The 13,472-nt window shown below is 73.0% G+C and carries 16 protein-coding genes; 4 read left to right on the top strand and 12 right to left on the bottom strand.

The window, feature by feature from the left end; genetic code table 11:
• Positions 1–125: 125 nt before the first annotated feature.
• Positions 126–299, bottom strand: coding sequence for a CsbD family protein (locus tag ABZ923_RS39155; protein WP_078894053.1), 174 nt, complete (start codon positions 297–299; stop codon positions 126–128).
• A gap of 70 nt (positions 300–369) precedes the next feature.
• The gene (locus ABZ923_RS39160) at positions 370–792 is read right to left on the bottom strand and encodes an ATP-binding protein (RefSeq protein WP_361482464.1); all 423 of its coding nucleotides are present in this window, start codon (positions 790–792) and stop codon (positions 370–372) included.
• Positions 793–946: 154 nt separating this feature from the next.
• Between ABZ923_RS39160 and ABZ923_RS39165 the strand changes: the two genes are divergently transcribed.
• The gene (locus ABZ923_RS39165; RefSeq protein ID WP_361482502.1) at positions 947–1,456 is read left to right on the top strand and encodes a hypothetical protein; all 510 of its coding nucleotides are present in this window, start codon (positions 947–949) and stop codon (positions 1,454–1,456) included.
• Positions 1,457–1,475: 19 nt separating this feature from the next.
• On the opposite strand, the gene ABZ923_RS39170 is transcribed toward ABZ923_RS39165, so the two are convergent.
• The 7 genes from ABZ923_RS39170 to alr form a co-directional block, all read right to left on the bottom strand.
• Positions 1,476–2,186, bottom strand: a complete 711-nt coding sequence (locus tag ABZ923_RS39170; RefSeq protein ID WP_361482467.1) for a hypothetical protein — start codon at positions 2,184–2,186, stop codon at positions 1,476–1,478.
• A complete protein-coding gene (locus tag ABZ923_RS39175) occupies positions 2,183–2,731 on the bottom strand; it encodes a SigE family RNA polymerase sigma factor (protein WP_361482469.1) in 549 nt (182 codons plus the stop codon). Before ABZ923_RS39175 ends, ABZ923_RS39170 begins: the two co-directional genes overlap by 4 nt.
• Positions 2,732–2,851: 120 nt before the next feature.
• Positions 2,852–3,610, bottom strand: a complete 759-nt coding sequence (locus ABZ923_RS39180) for a DUF2182 domain-containing protein (RefSeq protein WP_361482472.1) — start codon at positions 3,608–3,610, stop codon at positions 2,852–2,854.
• Positions 3,607–4,221 (bottom strand): DUF1326 domain-containing protein, encoded by a 615-nt coding sequence (locus ABZ923_RS39185; protein WP_361482475.1) that lies wholly within the window; start codon positions 4,219–4,221, stop codon positions 3,607–3,609. Before ABZ923_RS39185 ends, ABZ923_RS39180 begins: the two co-directional genes overlap by 4 nt.
• A gap of 222 nt (positions 4,222–4,443) precedes the next feature.
• Positions 4,444–5,037 carry a DUF4352 domain-containing protein gene (locus ABZ923_RS39190; RefSeq protein ID WP_361482477.1) on the bottom strand — a complete coding sequence of 198 codons (594 nt, stop codon included), beginning with the start codon at positions 5,035–5,037 and terminating at the stop codon, positions 4,444–4,446.
• Positions 5,038–5,177: 140 nt separating this feature from the next.
• Complete coding sequence (locus ABZ923_RS39195) at positions 5,178–6,539, bottom strand: glutamate-cysteine ligase family protein (protein WP_361482480.1); 1,362 nt, start codon at positions 6,537–6,539, stop codon at positions 5,178–5,180.
• Between the two features lie 211 nt (positions 6,540–6,750).
• A complete protein-coding gene (gene alr, locus ABZ923_RS39200) occupies positions 6,751–7,965 on the bottom strand; it encodes an alanine racemase (protein ID WP_361482483.1) in 1,215 nt (404 codons plus the stop codon).
• Between the two features lie 383 nt (positions 7,966–8,348).
• Between alr and ABZ923_RS39205 the strand changes: the two genes are divergently transcribed.
• A complete protein-coding gene (locus ABZ923_RS39205) occupies positions 8,349–9,188 on the top strand; it encodes a slipin family protein (protein WP_361482486.1) in 840 nt (279 codons plus the stop codon).
• Here the strand turns inward: ABZ923_RS39205 and ABZ923_RS39210 are convergent.
• Positions 9,121–10,323 (bottom strand): MFS transporter, encoded by a 1,203-nt coding sequence (locus tag ABZ923_RS39210; protein ID WP_361482489.1) that lies wholly within the window; start codon positions 10,321–10,323, stop codon positions 9,121–9,123. The two genes, ABZ923_RS39205 and ABZ923_RS39210, sit on opposite strands and share 68 nt — an antisense overlap.
• A gap of 113 nt (positions 10,324–10,436) precedes the next feature.
• Between ABZ923_RS39210 and ABZ923_RS39215 the strand changes: the two genes are divergently transcribed.
• Complete coding sequence (locus tag ABZ923_RS39215) at positions 10,437–11,447, top strand: ArsR family transcriptional regulator (protein WP_361482492.1); 1,011 nt, start codon at positions 10,437–10,439, stop codon at positions 11,445–11,447.
• On the top strand, positions 11,434–11,934 hold the full coding sequence (locus ABZ923_RS39220) for a glutathione peroxidase (RefSeq protein WP_361482495.1): 501 nt from the start codon (positions 11,434–11,436) through the stop codon (positions 11,932–11,934). The genes ABZ923_RS39215 and ABZ923_RS39220 overlap by 14 nt, the downstream gene beginning before the upstream one ends.
• A 132-nt stretch (positions 11,935–12,066) precedes the next feature.
• On the opposite strand, the gene ABZ923_RS39225 is transcribed toward ABZ923_RS39220, so the two are convergent.
• Positions 12,067–12,258, bottom strand: coding sequence for a DUF397 domain-containing protein (locus ABZ923_RS39225; RefSeq protein WP_171155353.1), 192 nt, complete (start codon positions 12,256–12,258; stop codon positions 12,067–12,069).
• 189 nt (positions 12,259–12,447) lie between these two features.
• Positions 12,448–13,305 carry a helix-turn-helix transcriptional regulator gene (locus ABZ923_RS39230; RefSeq protein ID WP_361482499.1) on the bottom strand — a complete coding sequence of 286 codons (858 nt, stop codon included), beginning with the start codon at positions 13,303–13,305 and terminating at the stop codon, positions 12,448–12,450.
• Between the last annotated feature and the right edge of the window lie 167 nt (positions 13,306–13,472).

The raw sequence follows: 13,472 nt of genomic DNA on the forward strand, positions 1-13,472 counted from the left end.
CGCCCCCCCGCGCCCCCGGGGCCCCCCACCCTATTTTAAACCCCCCCCACCCCACCCCCCGGGGGCCGCGGCCCCCCCGCCCGGCCGGGCGGCCCCCCCCCTTCTCTCAGCCCAGGGCTGCGGTGTCAGTGCTTGAAGGCGTCCTTGGCCTTTTCCTTGGCCTCCCGCGCGTCACCCGCGCTCTTCTGGGCCTGTCCCTCCGCGGCCATGCGGTCGTTCCCGACGGCGTCGCCCAGGGCCTCCTTGGCCTTGCCCTCCGCCTGCTCGGTCTTCGCCTTGGCCTTCTCACCGGCGGTCATGGATCACGCCTCCTCGTAGCTTGTGTCGCGGTGCAGCCCTGGTGCCCCGGCATCCCGGGCACAAACGAGGTCATGCGGTGGTCGACGGCGAGGGCGGCTGGAAGCAGGCGATGATGTCCTTGCCGTGCGGGCAACGGTGGGCCTGCCAGGTGTCGGCGAGGGCGTCGACCAGCATCAGACCGCGGCCTCCCAGGGCACCGGCATCGGGACGGCGCTGCTCGGGCAGCTCGGGGGAGGCGTCGTGAACGGTCACGTGCAGGCACGCCTCATCCCACAGGAGGATCAACTGCGCCGTGCTGCGGGCATGCTTGTGGGCGTTGGTGACCAGCTCGGACACGGTCAACAGCACCGAGTCCACCAGGTCCGGGGCGGTGCGCAGCCACCCGAGCGAGGCCAGGTGGTCACGGGTCCAGTCCCTGGCCTCCTTCACCCCCCGGCTCACCGGCAGCGAGCGCGCCCACCCCACGGCTTTCAGCGACGAGTCCTCTCCCACTGCTTCCTCCTTCACCGACCAGCCGGCTGCCCTGTCCCTTCTGCCCCAGATGGGCGGACCCAATGCCGGGCCGGAGCGCCGGAGCGCCGTACTGCCCGCAGAGGAGGGCTCGTCCTCCTGCGTGCGGATGTGCGGGGGTGTCGGCGTGAGCACGATGGAGCCCATGGTGAAGATCGACGCGTTGCCCGGTGTTCCTCGGTGGGCTGTTCTCGCCGCCCACACGGTGCCGCTTGTCACTCTGCCGTCCGGGCTGTGGCGGATCGCCCAGGTCGCCGGGGTGCCGGTGGCCGAGCAGTCGGGCCGGAACGGTCGCGAGGCGGTCGTAGCCGTCTCGCTGACCTTGCTGACGGAGGCCCTCGCCCTGCTCACCCTCGGCCTGGTGCGGCCGTGGGGCGAGGTCGCACCCCGCTGGCTCCCGTTCATCGGCGGACGGCCCGTGCGTACGCTCGCGGCGGCCGTGCCGGCCCTGCTCGGGGCGGCGGTGCTGGGCGCGGTGGCGGTGTGGTTCACCTGTACCCAGGCGACGGGGCTGATCGGGCGCGTCACGCAGACGCCGGCCCAGCACGTACTCCTCGTGGTGTGCTACGCCCCGCTGCTGGCCTGGGCTCCGCTCCTCGCGGCCACGACGCTCGCGTACTACCGGCGCAGGACGGCTCCGGTGTGAAGCCTGCCCTCGCTGCTCCTCACCCGGCGGGGTCCAGCCGGTGGGCGAGGTGGTGGGCGGTGGTGGCGGTGAGGTCGCCGGCGTAGGTTCCGACGATCTCGAAGCGGCCGCCGGGGATCGAGGAGGTCACGGCGGGTCTGCCCCAGAGTTTGCCGTCGATGACGATGGCGAATTCGTTGCGCGGGGCCGGGGCCGCCGCGAGGGAGCCGGTGAGGGCGGCGAAACGGGTCCGGTCGGCGGGGCCGAGGGTCACCTCGACCTGCCAGGTGCCGTCGGTGGTGCTCTTCTCGGCCTTCGCGGAGGTGACGCGGACGGCGGTCATGCCCCTGGTCCGGTCGGCGTGGACGCAGAGCGCCGGCTGGGTCGCGGTCGCGTGCACGGTGTAGCCGCCGCTGCCCGGGGTGCAGGCGTGCTCCGTGGCCGAGGTGACCGGCAGGAGGGAGAGCGGGGCCGCCTTCCCGGTGTCGCCTCCCGCCGCGGGGTGAACCACGTGCGCGTGCGGGGGCGCGCCGGCCGCGACGGCCACCCAGGCGGTGGCGGCCACGGCTACGGCGACGGCTCCGGCCCCGGCGCGGGCCAGCCACTGCCGCCGCCGGGCGACCCGCAGCGCGCCGTCGGCCAGGCCGGCCAGATAGGCACCGGCGGCGTCCCCGCCGTTCTCTCGGACGTGGGCCTGCAGGGCGTCGTGCAGCAGCGTTGCGTGCCGCGGGTGTTCGGTCGAGTCGTTCATGCGGTGACGCCCCTTCCGGAGGCGGTGGAGGTGGAGGCCGACGGCTCGGCCCCGGCCAGGGCGGTGCGGAGGGAGGCGAGGGCCTTGTGGGTCTGGCTGCGGACCGTCCCCTGGGCGACGCCCAGGATCGCGGCGATCTCGCCGTCCGGCCGGTCCTCGAAGTACCGCAGCACGATCACCGCACGCTGGCGCTTGGGCAGCCGCCGCAGCGCGGACATGATGTCCTGCCGCTGGACCACGGTGTCGGCCCAGTCGGCGCCCTGCCCCGAGGGCCGGTCCGGCAGGGTCTCCGTGACCGTCTCCCGCCCCCAGCTGAGCAGCCGGAAGCGGTCCACCTGGGCGTGGTAGAGAGCCCGGCGCACATAGATCTCCGGTTGCTCCCGGTCGCGCAGCTTCGACCAGCGCCGGGCGGTGGAGGCGAGCGCGGTCTGGAGCAGGTCCCGGCCCTGCTCCCAGTCTCCGGTCAGCAGGTAGGCCGTGTGCAGCAGCGATCTCGACCGCGCCGCCACGAACTCGCGGAACTGGCGTTCCTCGTCGGCGTTCAAGTGTGCCCTCCCTCGTTCCCCTGTAAAGACGGGCGCGGGAGGGGATCCGACTGCCCTGCCGGCCGGACTTTCCCGGTCACGGCGTGCAGGTGCCGGGGAGAGGGCGGCAGCCCGGCTTCCTCACATCCCGGCGGTACCGCCACCGGTGAGGCCCGGGGCCAGCTCCGGTACCCAGATGACGGCGACGGCCAGGGCGATCGAGGTGATTCCCACGGCGCGGGCCACCAGGTGGCCGGCCGGAACGAGCTTCTCGGCGGTGATCACGGCGGTCAGGGCCACCATGGCCCACAGGTTCATCACTCCGAACGCCGCCAGCAGCACCATCAGCGACCAGCAGCAGCCCAGGCAGAAGGCCCCGTGGTGGGCTCCGGCACGCAGATCGCGCGAGAGCCCCGGGTACGAGGCGTAGCGCAGCATCAGCCCGATCGGCGAGCGGCACCTCGCCAGGCAGCGGTCTTTGAGGGGCGTGAGCTGGTAGAGGCCGCTGATCGCGAACACGGCGGCGGCCACCGCGGTCCCGGCGGCCGCGGGGAGGTCCGCCGCCCTGCCCAGGCCGGCGGCCAGCGCGTACGCCGGCAGCCCGGCCGCACCCCAGACCAGCAGGTAGGCGAGGGTGAACACGACCATGCGCGGTGTCCGGTGCACGGTGAGGGTGCGTGCGTACAGCGCGGCGACGGGGGCCGTGGCGGGCAGCATCATCGCGGCCGTCATCAGCGTCCACATGGACAGGAACGCGGGCAGGCGCAGGCCCATGGTGCCCGGCATCGCCTGCATGCCGCCCGATCGGGTCACCGCCCAGACCCAGGCGGCGGACGCCGCGGCCAGCAGCAGTCCGGCGGGGGCCGCCCGGCGGCGTACGGTGACCAGCCAACCGGTCACGCGGACCACGTGTAGGGCGCGGAGTGTCCGTTGCCGCCGGAGAAGTCCCAGGACCGGCCGTAGACGCCGTCGCCCTTCGCCCGGGTCGACCGGGCGATGGTCAGTGTGCTGTTCACCGGGTGGAACATGCCGGTCAGTCCCATGACCGGACCGTCCTCGCCGAACTGCGGGGCGACCTGGTCCTCGATCTCGATGTCGATGGCGCCGCCCACCCGGGCGGAGTGGCGGCGGCCGTCGTCGCGGTAGTCGATGGGAACGCGCTCCACGCCGAGGACCTCGCCGATGAGCGGAGTGAGCGCCGCCATCGGCCCGCCGGCCTGGCCTGAGAAGACCTTGGCCAGCGCCTCGGCCTGGCCGTCGTCGGCCGAGGCGTCGAGGTAGAGCGCCACCTGCCAGCCGCCGTCGGCCATCACCCGGGGCGCATCGATGAAGACGGCGACGTTGCGGCCGGAGACGTCCGTGCCGTCCACGTTCCCGCTGTCCACGTGGAACGCGAAGGTCACCTGGCAGCGCTCGTGGTCGGCCGGTGCGGTGAGGCCCGAGGTGGTGCAGGGGCACACCACGTCGCAGTTGCAGCTCTCCAGGTAGGTGCCGGTGAGATTCCAGGGCATGGCTGTTCGCCTCCCTTTTCCGCGTCCCCCTCGGTGAAAGGGAGTGCATCGGGAGGGGTCCGCTCCGTCCCGGTGCCGCTCCTCTCCAGGCTATTCCCGACGGCCCGCGTCGCGCAGAACCGCCCTCGGCCCGGCTCACGGCCCCGGCACCGGGCGCGGGGACACCGGCGAACGTCGGCCACGTCATCGCCGACGTCCTCGCCCGCGCCCCCGCCTCGGCGGCTAGGACAGCTTCCACTCACCGGTCTGGTTGGCCATCCCGGAGTCCATGGTGAACTGGACGGTGGCCGTCTTGGACCCCTTGGGGACCTCGAACACGATCCAACCCAGCGCCTTGCCGCCGGGCTTCAGCTTCACGTCGCTGGACATGGAAGGGCCCGCCGTGATGTCGGCGAAGGTGCTCTGGAACTGCTGGCCGTCGGCATCGGTGATCTGGGCGCCGTTGCCAGGGCTGTCGGCGTAGGCCGCGGTGCCCGTGTTGACCAGTTTGAACTGGACGCCGACGAACCGGTTGCCGGACTCGGGCGTGGTGAACTCGTCGCCGGACTTCGCCGGGTCGGCGACCTTCACGACCGTGACGTCGAGCTTGCTGCCGTCCTCCATGCCCTTCAGCGCGATGGTGTCGCCGACCTTGGCGACCTCGGGCGTGGCGCTCTTCTCGGCGGCCGGCTTCTTGCCGGCGGTGGTGCCGGCCGACGCCTTGGCCTTGGGCTTGTCGGTGACGGTGTCGCCGTCGTTGCAGGCGGTGAGGCCGAGCGTGCCGATGCCGGCGGCGACGACGGTGGCGACGAGTCTGATGCGGGTGCGGTTGTTCAAGATCCCCCCAAGGGTTCTGTGGCTTGCACGTGAAGGACCCATGAAGGAGCCGTATGGTTGCACGCCACATCCAAAAAAGTTGAGGCGTTGGAGCAACCTGGGATCCGTGTTTGCCGTCCGGGGTGTCCGGCTCTGACGGTTCAGGGGATCCGGTGGGCGGCCACGTAGTTCTGCGGGAAGTGGGCCGGGTCCTGGTGGAACAGGGCCAGGGTGCGGTCGGCGAAGGTCCTGCCGGTGCGGGCCACTTCCTTGAGGGGCGTCAGGCAGGCCAGGGCTTCGGGGCGTTCCGCGCCCGCGGCGATGCGGGCCTGCAGGCCGGTCTCGCTCAGGCGGAGGAGTTCGGTGGCCAGGTCCCGTACCGGGCGGCCGGCGAGGGTGGCGTCCATGCCGCGGAGGGCGATGTCGTCCAGGGCTTCGAGGTGTTGCCCGGGGGTGATGCCGCGCAGGAGGTCCCAGACCGCCGCCCGGGTGGGGGCGTCGTACGTCAGGCCGCTCCAGAAGGCGGGGACCGCGGCCAGTGCCGGGTAGGGGAGGCCGTCCACGGCCCGGAGTTCCAGCGTGTCCCTGAGCCGGACGTCCGGGAAGATCTGGGAGAGATGGTCGCGCCAGTCCTGGAGGGTCGGCCTGGTGCCGTCCTCGAAGCCGTCGGTCAGCAGCGTGCCGAAGGGGACCGGGCGCACCCGCTCGCGGCTGCCGTCCGGTGTGCCCCGGTGGATCATCGGCAGGCCCAGCGCCCAGTCGATGAAGCGGTCGATGGTGAAGTCCTCCCGCAGGGTCACCGGGACGACCCGGGTGCGGGCCGGGTCGGCCAGGCTCCAGAACTGCATGCGGCGGGACAGCGCGCCGCACGGTTTTCCGCCGTCCAGCGGGGCGTTGACGAAGAGCGCGGCGGCCGGGGTGGAGGCCGCGGCCTGGACCCGGAGCTTCTCGGCGAGGTCTGCGGGTGAGGTGTAGTCGAAGGACACCTGGGTGGACAGGATCATGGACATGATCCGGGGGCCCCACATGCCCTCCCGGCCGAGGCTCTCGAAGTGGCCGCGCATGATCGCCGTACGGGAGTGCGGCATCCACTGCACGTCCTCGAAGGACGTGCACGGGTACTGCGCCCCCGGGACGAGCGCGAAGCCGAACCGGTCGGCCGCGGCGGCCAGTCGGCGCAGGGCGGCGTGGACGATGTCCATCAGGTCGGCCACGCAGCGCGCGGGCGGCGAGGAGTACTCCACCGCTCCCCCGTGCTCCAGCGAGACCTGTCCGCCGTCGGGGAGCCGGACGCCGACCAGGGTGCCGTAGTCGTGGACGGCCTCGACGCCGGGTTCGGCGGCCAGGAAGGCCAGGTAGGCACCGATGCCGGACTCTCCCGCGTACGGGATCGCCGTACCGGTCCGCGGGTCCAGTGCGGCCGATTCGATCTCGATGCCGACCAGCTCGTCCTGTGTGTTCCCCTCGAACACGCTGCGGAGTTCGGCCGGCGACAGCGAAGGGGCGGCGGAAGCGATGGACATGGCACACCTCGGGGTCGCGAGGGATGGGGGCAAGCGCGCAAGGGGGCAGGAGGGCGGTGGTGGGGGCGCTGGGGTCCTTCGGCGGGGACAGCGTCCCACGGGCGGGACTCCCGTGCCGTCGCATATGCGGGGCTCTGTCGGGAAGTTGACCGGTATTCGTCGGGCCGGCGGCCGTACGACGTCCACCCTTACGAGGGACGGCCCTCCCGTGTCAGGGAGTTGCCGTGGGTTCGGCCGGGGTGCCGGGCTCCAGGCGTACGGGCATGCGCAGGGCGGCGAGGAGTTCGTACAGCGTCAGGCCCAGTTCCGCGCTCACGTCCTGGGCCGTCCGCTCCGGCAGTCCGCCCTCCCGCTCCCTGCCGAGCAGCGTCATCCAGTCCCCCGGCCGCGCGTCCGGTACATCCGTCACGTCGAACTGGGCGCAGTCCATGCCGGGGCGGCCCACCATCGGGCAGTTCCGCCCGTGCAGCAGGCCGGTGAACGCCGGCGCGGGTCCCCTCACCCCGCGGGAGAAGCCGATGGCGACGGTGGCCAGGCGGCGGCCGGGGGCGACGGCGGCGGTCCGGTCGTAGCCGAGCCCCTCCGGGCGGGTGACGGTGACGAGGTCCAGGACCCGGGCGCGTACGGTGACCGCGGGCCGTAGCCGGCCCAGGCCGGAGCCCGCCCAGCCGGGCAGGTCGCGGCCGCCGGGCTGGAGCAGCCCGTACAGGCCGATGCCGGGCCGTACCCAGTCCGTGCCGTGCAGCGCCGAGGGGTGCAGCAGGCCGTGGGTCGCGGCGAGCGAGGCCGTGAGGTGCCGGCCGAGCACCGCGCGCGCCCGGGCCGCCCGGGACCGGAACGCGGCGGCCTGCTCCGCCGTCTCCCGCGCGTCCGCGGCGGAGCTGGACAGATGGGCGAAGACCCCGGCGACCCGGACGGCGGCGCGCGCCCGGTGCAGCCGGCCGAGCACGGCGTCGAAGTCCCGTTCCTCGCGCGGCCCGAACCGGTTGAAGCCGACGTTCGTCCGCAGCCACACGGTGACCGGCTCGGCGCGCCGGCGGGCCACGGCTTCGTGGCGGCCGATCTGTTCCGGGCCGGCGACGGCGGGCATCAGCCGGTACCGGGCGCAGGCCTCGGCGTTGCCGGCGACGTCGACGTCCATCACCAGGACCGGTACGCCGATGCCGTGCTCGCGCAGCGTGGCGCCCTCAGCGACGGTGTCGACGGCCAGCGCGCCCACGCCCGACTCCAGCAGCAGTCCGGCCACGGCCGGTGCGCCGAGCCCGTACGCGTCGCCCTTGAGGACGGGCACGATCCGCCGGCCGCCGGCCGCCGCGCGCAGCACCGCCAGGTTGTGGCGCACCGCGTCGGCGGAGACGGTCTTCTCCAGCCGGGCGGCGGCCAGGGAGGCGAGGGACGGGTGTGCCGCCACCCCGGTCCCGGTCATGCGGCGTCCGGGCCCGTCCGGCCGGTCCGGTCCGCGGGCCCGGCGGCAGTCGTCGCAGTCATCCAGCGCTCCTCTGGGTGGACGGCCGGCGGGGCCGCCCCCGCAGGCCCGTGCCGTCCAGCCATTGAAGACGCGGGGTGACACCGGGACCAGATTCCTTTCCGGCCCCGCGGGGGCGGCCGCCCCCGGCACGTGCGCCCCAGGCGCCCACCCGGGCCCCAGACGCCTGTCCGGACGCCGGGGCACCGCCGTCCCCGCACCCCGGCCCGCCGCCCCGGCAGCCCGCCCTTTCTTTACGTTTCCCTGACGCCGGGGCCGGATCCGCACGGCCTGCTCCCCGTGTCCTCCCCGTTGTCCGGATCGTGTCGGAGAAGGGGAGTGCCATGGAAGGCACCGTCGTCGCAGTGGTGGTCGCCGCCGTCCTCCTGCTGCTCGTGCTGAAGAGCGGGATGCGGGTCGTCAACCAGGTGGAGCGCGGGGTGGTGTTCCGGTGGGGCAAGGCGCTGCCCAGCCACCGGCAGCCGGGCGTCACCTTCCTCATCCCCTTCGCCGACCGGATGCGCAAGGTGAACGTGCAGGTGGCGACGATGCCGGTGCCCACCCAGGAGGGCATCACCCGGGACAACGTGTCGGTGAAGGTCGACGCCGTCGTCTACTTCCGGGTCACCGATCCGCTGCGCGCGGCCATCGAGGTGCAGGACTACGTCTTCGCCGTCGGCCAGGTCGCCCAGTCCTCCCTGCGGTCCATCATCGGCAAGAGCGACCTGGACGATCTGCTGAGCGACCGGGAGCGGCTGCACGAGGGCCTGGCCCTGATGATCGACAGCCCGGCCGCCGGGTGGGGTGTGCACATCGACCGGGTGGAGATCAAGGACGTCCAGCTGCCCGAGTCGCTGAAGCGGTCGATGTCGCGGCAGGCCGAGGCCGAGCGGGAGCGGCGGGCCCGGGTCATCACCGCGGACGGTGAGTTCCAGGCCGCGCAGCAGCTCGCCAACGCCTCCCGGATCATGTCGGACACCCCGGAGGCCATGCAGCTGCGCCTGCTGCAGACCGTGGTCGAGGTGGCCGCCGAGAAGAACTCCACGCTCGTCATGCCGTTCCCGGTGGAGCTGCTGCGCTACTTCGACCGGGCGGTGAAGAAGATCGACGCCGAGGTCACGACGGAGTCCGTTCCGGCGCCGGCGCTGCCGACGGAGGGGCCGGAGCCCGTCGAGCGGCCGTAGCCAGCGCCAGGGTCACGCAGACCGAGCCCGCCGCCATCGCGGTCATCGCCGCGGCGGGCGAGGCGAGCTGGGCCAGCGTCCCCGCCGCCGTCGCGCTCAGCCCCTGGAGGGTCAGCGTGCCGGCCGAGTGCAGGCCGAGGGCCTGGCCGGCCATGGCGTCCGGGGTCAGGCGCATCAGCCGCTCCTGCTGCACCAGGCTCGCCCCGAAGCCGGCGGAGGCCACGGTCACGCAGACCGCGGCCACCGGCACCGGCGGGTGCACGGCGAACAGCAGGTACGGCGTCGCCAGCAGGAGCAGCAGCGGGGTGGCCAGGCGGGCGCGGACCGCGGCGGGCAGCAGCCGGCCGACCGTCACGTCCCCGGCGAACATGCCGAGCGCCCCGCAGGCGAACAGGGTGCCGGCCGCGTGCGGGGCGTACGACACGTACAGCGACTCGCAGCCGACGACCATGCCGTTGGGCAGCCACAGGCCCAGGTAGGTCAGGCGGCGCGGCCGGGACGACCACAGCTCGGCGTTGGTGCGCCAGGTCGCCGAGGGCGAGGGCCGGCCGGCGGCGCGGGGCGGCCGGGCGGTCAGGCCGAGCCGCAGGACGAGCGCGGCCGCCAGGTACAGGGCCGCCGCCAGCAGCAGACAGGTGCGCGGGGAGAGCGCGGCGAGCAGGGCGCCGCCGGTGGCGAACCCGGCGATCTGCATCAGCCCGCTCATCATGTTGAACAGCGAACGCCCCGGCAGATAGCCGTCCTTGCCGAGGATCTCGTTGAGCAGCCCCCAGCGGATCCCGCCGCCGAGCGAGGCGACCAGGCCCAGCAGGAGTACGACGGTGAGGAGCACGCCGGTGGGCAGGCCGGGCAGCGCCTGCACCGCCGTGCCGGCCGCGAAGACCAGCGCGATGGCCGTCAGTGCGGTGCGCGGGGGCAGCCGGTCGGCGCCGGACAGCAGGAAGGTGGCGCCCAGCACCTGGGCGAGCGACGCGCCGAACATGCTGAGCGCCGACAGCAGCGGGGAGCCGGTCGCCCGGAACACGAGGGTGCCGAGGGCGAGGCCGCCGACGGTCTGGGCCGCGGTCTTCGCGGCCGCGCCGAGGAGGAGCGGGGTGAACTCCGGGGTGCGGAGCAGGGATCGGTAGCTGGGCATGCCCCGGAGTCTCGGCGGGGCCGCGGACGGCTCGTTATTGTTTCGCCGAGGCGCGAAAGGCCGTGGTCGCGAACGGCCACAGGGGCCTACGGGCCGTACGGGACGGGGGCCGCATGGGGTGGTGGCAGCTCAACGCGGACACCCTCGCGCACAGCCGGTTCGTCATCTCGCCGCTCGCCGAGACCTTCGCCTGCCTGAAGCTGCTGCACGCCGGCCGGGGGTCGCATCCCGGTGAGCACGCCTGGCTGGGCAGCCACCTGCCCGGCTACCGGGCCCGGCTCGCGGCCGACCCCGTGACGGCCCGGCTGGTGCGGGCGGGGCTGGGTCGCGAGTGGATCGCCGACTTCCTCACCCCCGCGCCGCGCGCCGGGGAGAGCTTCGCCGAGGAGGTGGCCCGGGTGCGCGCGGCCGGGCCCGGCGCCGCCCGCGCCCATCTGCGGCTCTCGCTCGCCGGGCCGCTCCCGGCCGAGCTGGACCGGGACGACCTGCCGGAGCGGGCGGCCGGGCTGCTGGAGTGGGTGTGGCGGGAGACCGTACGGCCGTACTGGGAGCGGCGCCGGCGGGTGCTGGAGGCGGACGTGGTCGCACGGACCGCACGGGTGAGCCGGGACGGCTGGGCCGGTGTGCTGGACTCGCTGCGGCCGGGCGGCACCCGGTGGCTGGGGGACAACCGGTTCCAGATCAATCTGCACGAGTACCCGCCGCGTGAGATCTCCGGCGCCGAGCTGCTGTTCGTGCCGGTGACCGCGCAGCGCACGGGGTGGGTGTCCTGGGAGGAGGGGCAGCGGTACGCCGTGGTCTATCCCTGCACCGGCGTCCTGGCCGGGGACGGCGGACGCGCGGTGCCCGCGGGGCTGGGCGCGCTGCTCGGGGCGGCCCGGGCCGGGGTGCTCGTGCTGCTCGGCTCCCCCATGAGCACCAGCCAGCTGACCGCCGTCACCGGGCAGGGCCTCGGCTCGGTCGGGCGGCATCTGAGGGTGCTGCGGGAGGCGGGGCTGGTGGAGCGGCGGCGGGCCGGGCGGTCGGTGCTGTACACGCGGACGGCGGCCGGTGACGTGTTGGTCGAGGCCGGGCAGGGGTCTCGTGCCCCGGCGGGGCTAGCATCCGGGCATGACGACTACTGACCACAACGTGCTGGATGTCGAGATCGGGGCGCTCACCGGCGGCTCCGCCAACCTGCCGCAGTACGCGGGCAAGGCCGTGCTCATCGTGAACGTGGCCTCCAAGTGCGGCCTGACCCCGCAGTACTCCGGGCTGGAGAAGCTCCAGGAGCGGTACGCCGAGCAGGGCTTCACCGTGCTGGGCGTGCCCTGCAACCAGTTCCTCGGGCAGGAGCCCGGCACCGCCGAGGAGATCGCGGAGTTCTGCTCGGCGACGTACGGCGTGACCTTCCCGCTGACCGAGAAGGTGGAGGTGAACGGGGAGGGCCGGCATCCGCTGTACGAGCGGCTCGTCGGGGTCGCGGACGCCGAGGGGCACAGCGGGGACATCCGCTGGAACTTCGAGAAGTTCCTGATCGGGCGGGACGGTCGGGTCGTCGCGCGGTTCTCCCCGCAGACCGAGCCGGAGTCGGCCGAGGTGGTCTCGGCGATCGAGGCCCAGCTGGGCTGAGCCCCGCGTACCGCTTCCTCCTGGTCCCGGACCAGGCGGTGAGCCCTCTCGGCAAGGACGGCGACTGGTCGAGAGGGCTCGCCTGGTGGAACTTGTGCGGTTGTTGTCCGGGCCAGGGTCAGGGAGAACCCCTCACGCCTTGACCGAGGACACGAAGGCGTTCCACGCGTCGGCGGGGAAGGCCAGGACGGGGCCCTCGGGGGTCTTGGAGTCGCGGACGGCGAGCTCGGCGGCGGTGGGCGACTTGACCTCGACGCAGGCGCCGTTGCCCGCGGAATAGGAGGACTTCATCCACGTCTCCGAAGCGCCCTGAATCAGTGCCATGTCCACTCCTGTTGCGAGTTGCGGTGGTGCGGTTCACGCCAACCATGTCGTCTGATTGGCGTGATCGACGCTACCGGGCAACTGCGCCTGCCGGAGGAGTCGTTCACTCAACCGGATGGCATATTCCAGGTGGGCCTTCCACTGGAGCCGATCGACGGTGTACGATCCCGCGCCCCGCGTGACACCGGCTCAGTCCGCGTACACTTTCGCCACATCCGCGATGAATTGCCGGGACGCTTCCACGTTGAGGGACTGGGCCCGCAGATGCTCGTACATCACGGCGTACTTCTGCACGTCCTGCGCCTTCTCCAGGTACAGGTCGCTGGTGACGCCCTCCAGGTACACCACGCTGGAGTCGGCCGCGTCGGCGAACTCCAGGATCGCGTACTGGCCATTGAGCCCCGGGTGCGCGCCCACCTCGAACGGCAGCACCTGCACGGTGACGTGCGGCAGCTGGGACATCTCGATCAGGTGCTCCAGCTGCTCCCGCATCACCAGCCTGCTGCCCACGAGCCGGCGCAGGGCCGCCTCGTCCAGCACCACCCACAGCCGGAGCGGGTTGTGCTCGGCGGTGATACGTTCCTGTCGGCGCATCCGCACCTGGACCCGCTTCTCGATCTCGGCCGTCGACGTCTCCGGCAACGCGCCCTGCACCAGGGCCTCGGCGTAGGCGCGGGTCTGCAACAGTCCGGTCACCAGCTGGGGTTCGTACACCCGCAGCGACTCCGCGTCCGTCTCCAGCCCGATGTACACGCTGTACGGGATGTCCCCGAAGGTGTGCCACCACCCCTGCTGTCTGGAGTCACGGGCCATCTCCATCAGCGAGTCGACGATCCGCTGGTCCTCGACCTCGTACACCCCGCACAGGTCGCGCACATCGCGCTGGCTGATGCTCCGGCGGCCGTTCTCCAGCCTGCTGATCTTCGACTGCGACACGAGCAGCCGCTCCGCCACCTCTTCGGCCGTCATGCCCTTGAGCTCGCGGAGCCTGCGCAGCTCCTGGCCCAGCCGGCGCCGCCGGACGGTGGGATTGACATTGGACGCCACGGGACGTGCACCTCCGGCTGCCTGCCTGTACTTAACACTTTGCGTATCTGCTGTTGAGCAGACTGCCACCAAGGTGCTTTCTACCGCTGGGAAACGAGGGATATGCGGCGCCGCCTCGAACTCGTGGACGCAGTCGAGCGGGGCGGCGAGACCCTCGTGGTCTCGCC

Source organism: Streptomyces sp. NPDC046881, assembly GCF_040645015.1.
Taxonomy (GTDB): Bacteria; Actinomycetota; Actinomycetes; order Streptomycetales; family Streptomycetaceae; genus Streptomyces.

Bases quoted from the DNA above. Each gene is read 5' to 3' on its own strand.
- ABZ923_RS39210 (WP_361482489.1), bottom strand. From the start codon at position 10,323: ATGCCCAGCTACCGATCCCTGCTCCGCACCCCGGAGTTCACCCCGCTC.
- ABZ923_RS39215 (WP_361482492.1), top strand. From the start codon at position 10,437: ATGGGGTGGTGGCAGCTCAACGCGGACACCCTCGCGCACAGCCGGTTC.
- ABZ923_RS39220 (WP_361482495.1), top strand. From the start codon at position 11,434: ATGACGACTACTGACCACAACGTGCTGGATGTCGAGATCGGGGCGCTC.
- ABZ923_RS39165 (WP_361482502.1), top strand. From the start codon at position 947: ATGGAGCCCATGGTGAAGATCGACGCGTTGCCCGGTGTTCCTCGGTGG.
- ABZ923_RS39155 (WP_078894053.1), bottom strand. From the start codon at position 299: ATGACCGCCGGTGAGAAGGCCAAGGCGAAGACCGAGCAGGCGGAGGGC.
- ABZ923_RS39205 (WP_361482486.1), top strand. From the start codon at position 8,349: ATGGAAGGCACCGTCGTCGCAGTGGTGGTCGCCGCCGTCCTCCTGCTG.
- ABZ923_RS39225 (WP_171155353.1), bottom strand. From the start codon at position 12,258: ATGGCACTGATTCAGGGCGCTTCGGAGACGTGGATGAAGTCCTCCTAT.
- alr (WP_361482483.1), bottom strand. From the start codon at position 7,965: ATGACCGGGACCGGGGTGGCGGCACACCCGTCCCTCGCCTCCCTGGCC.
- ABZ923_RS39195 (WP_361482480.1), bottom strand. From the start codon at position 6,539: ATGTCCATCGCTTCCGCCGCCCCTTCGCTGTCGCCGGCCGAACTCCGC.
- ABZ923_RS39170 (WP_361482467.1), bottom strand. From the start codon at position 2,186: ATGAACGACTCGACCGAACACCCGCGGCACGCAACGCTGCTGCACGAC.
- ABZ923_RS39185 (WP_361482475.1), bottom strand. From the start codon at position 4,221: ATGCCCTGGAATCTCACCGGCACCTACCTGGAGAGCTGCAACTGCGAC.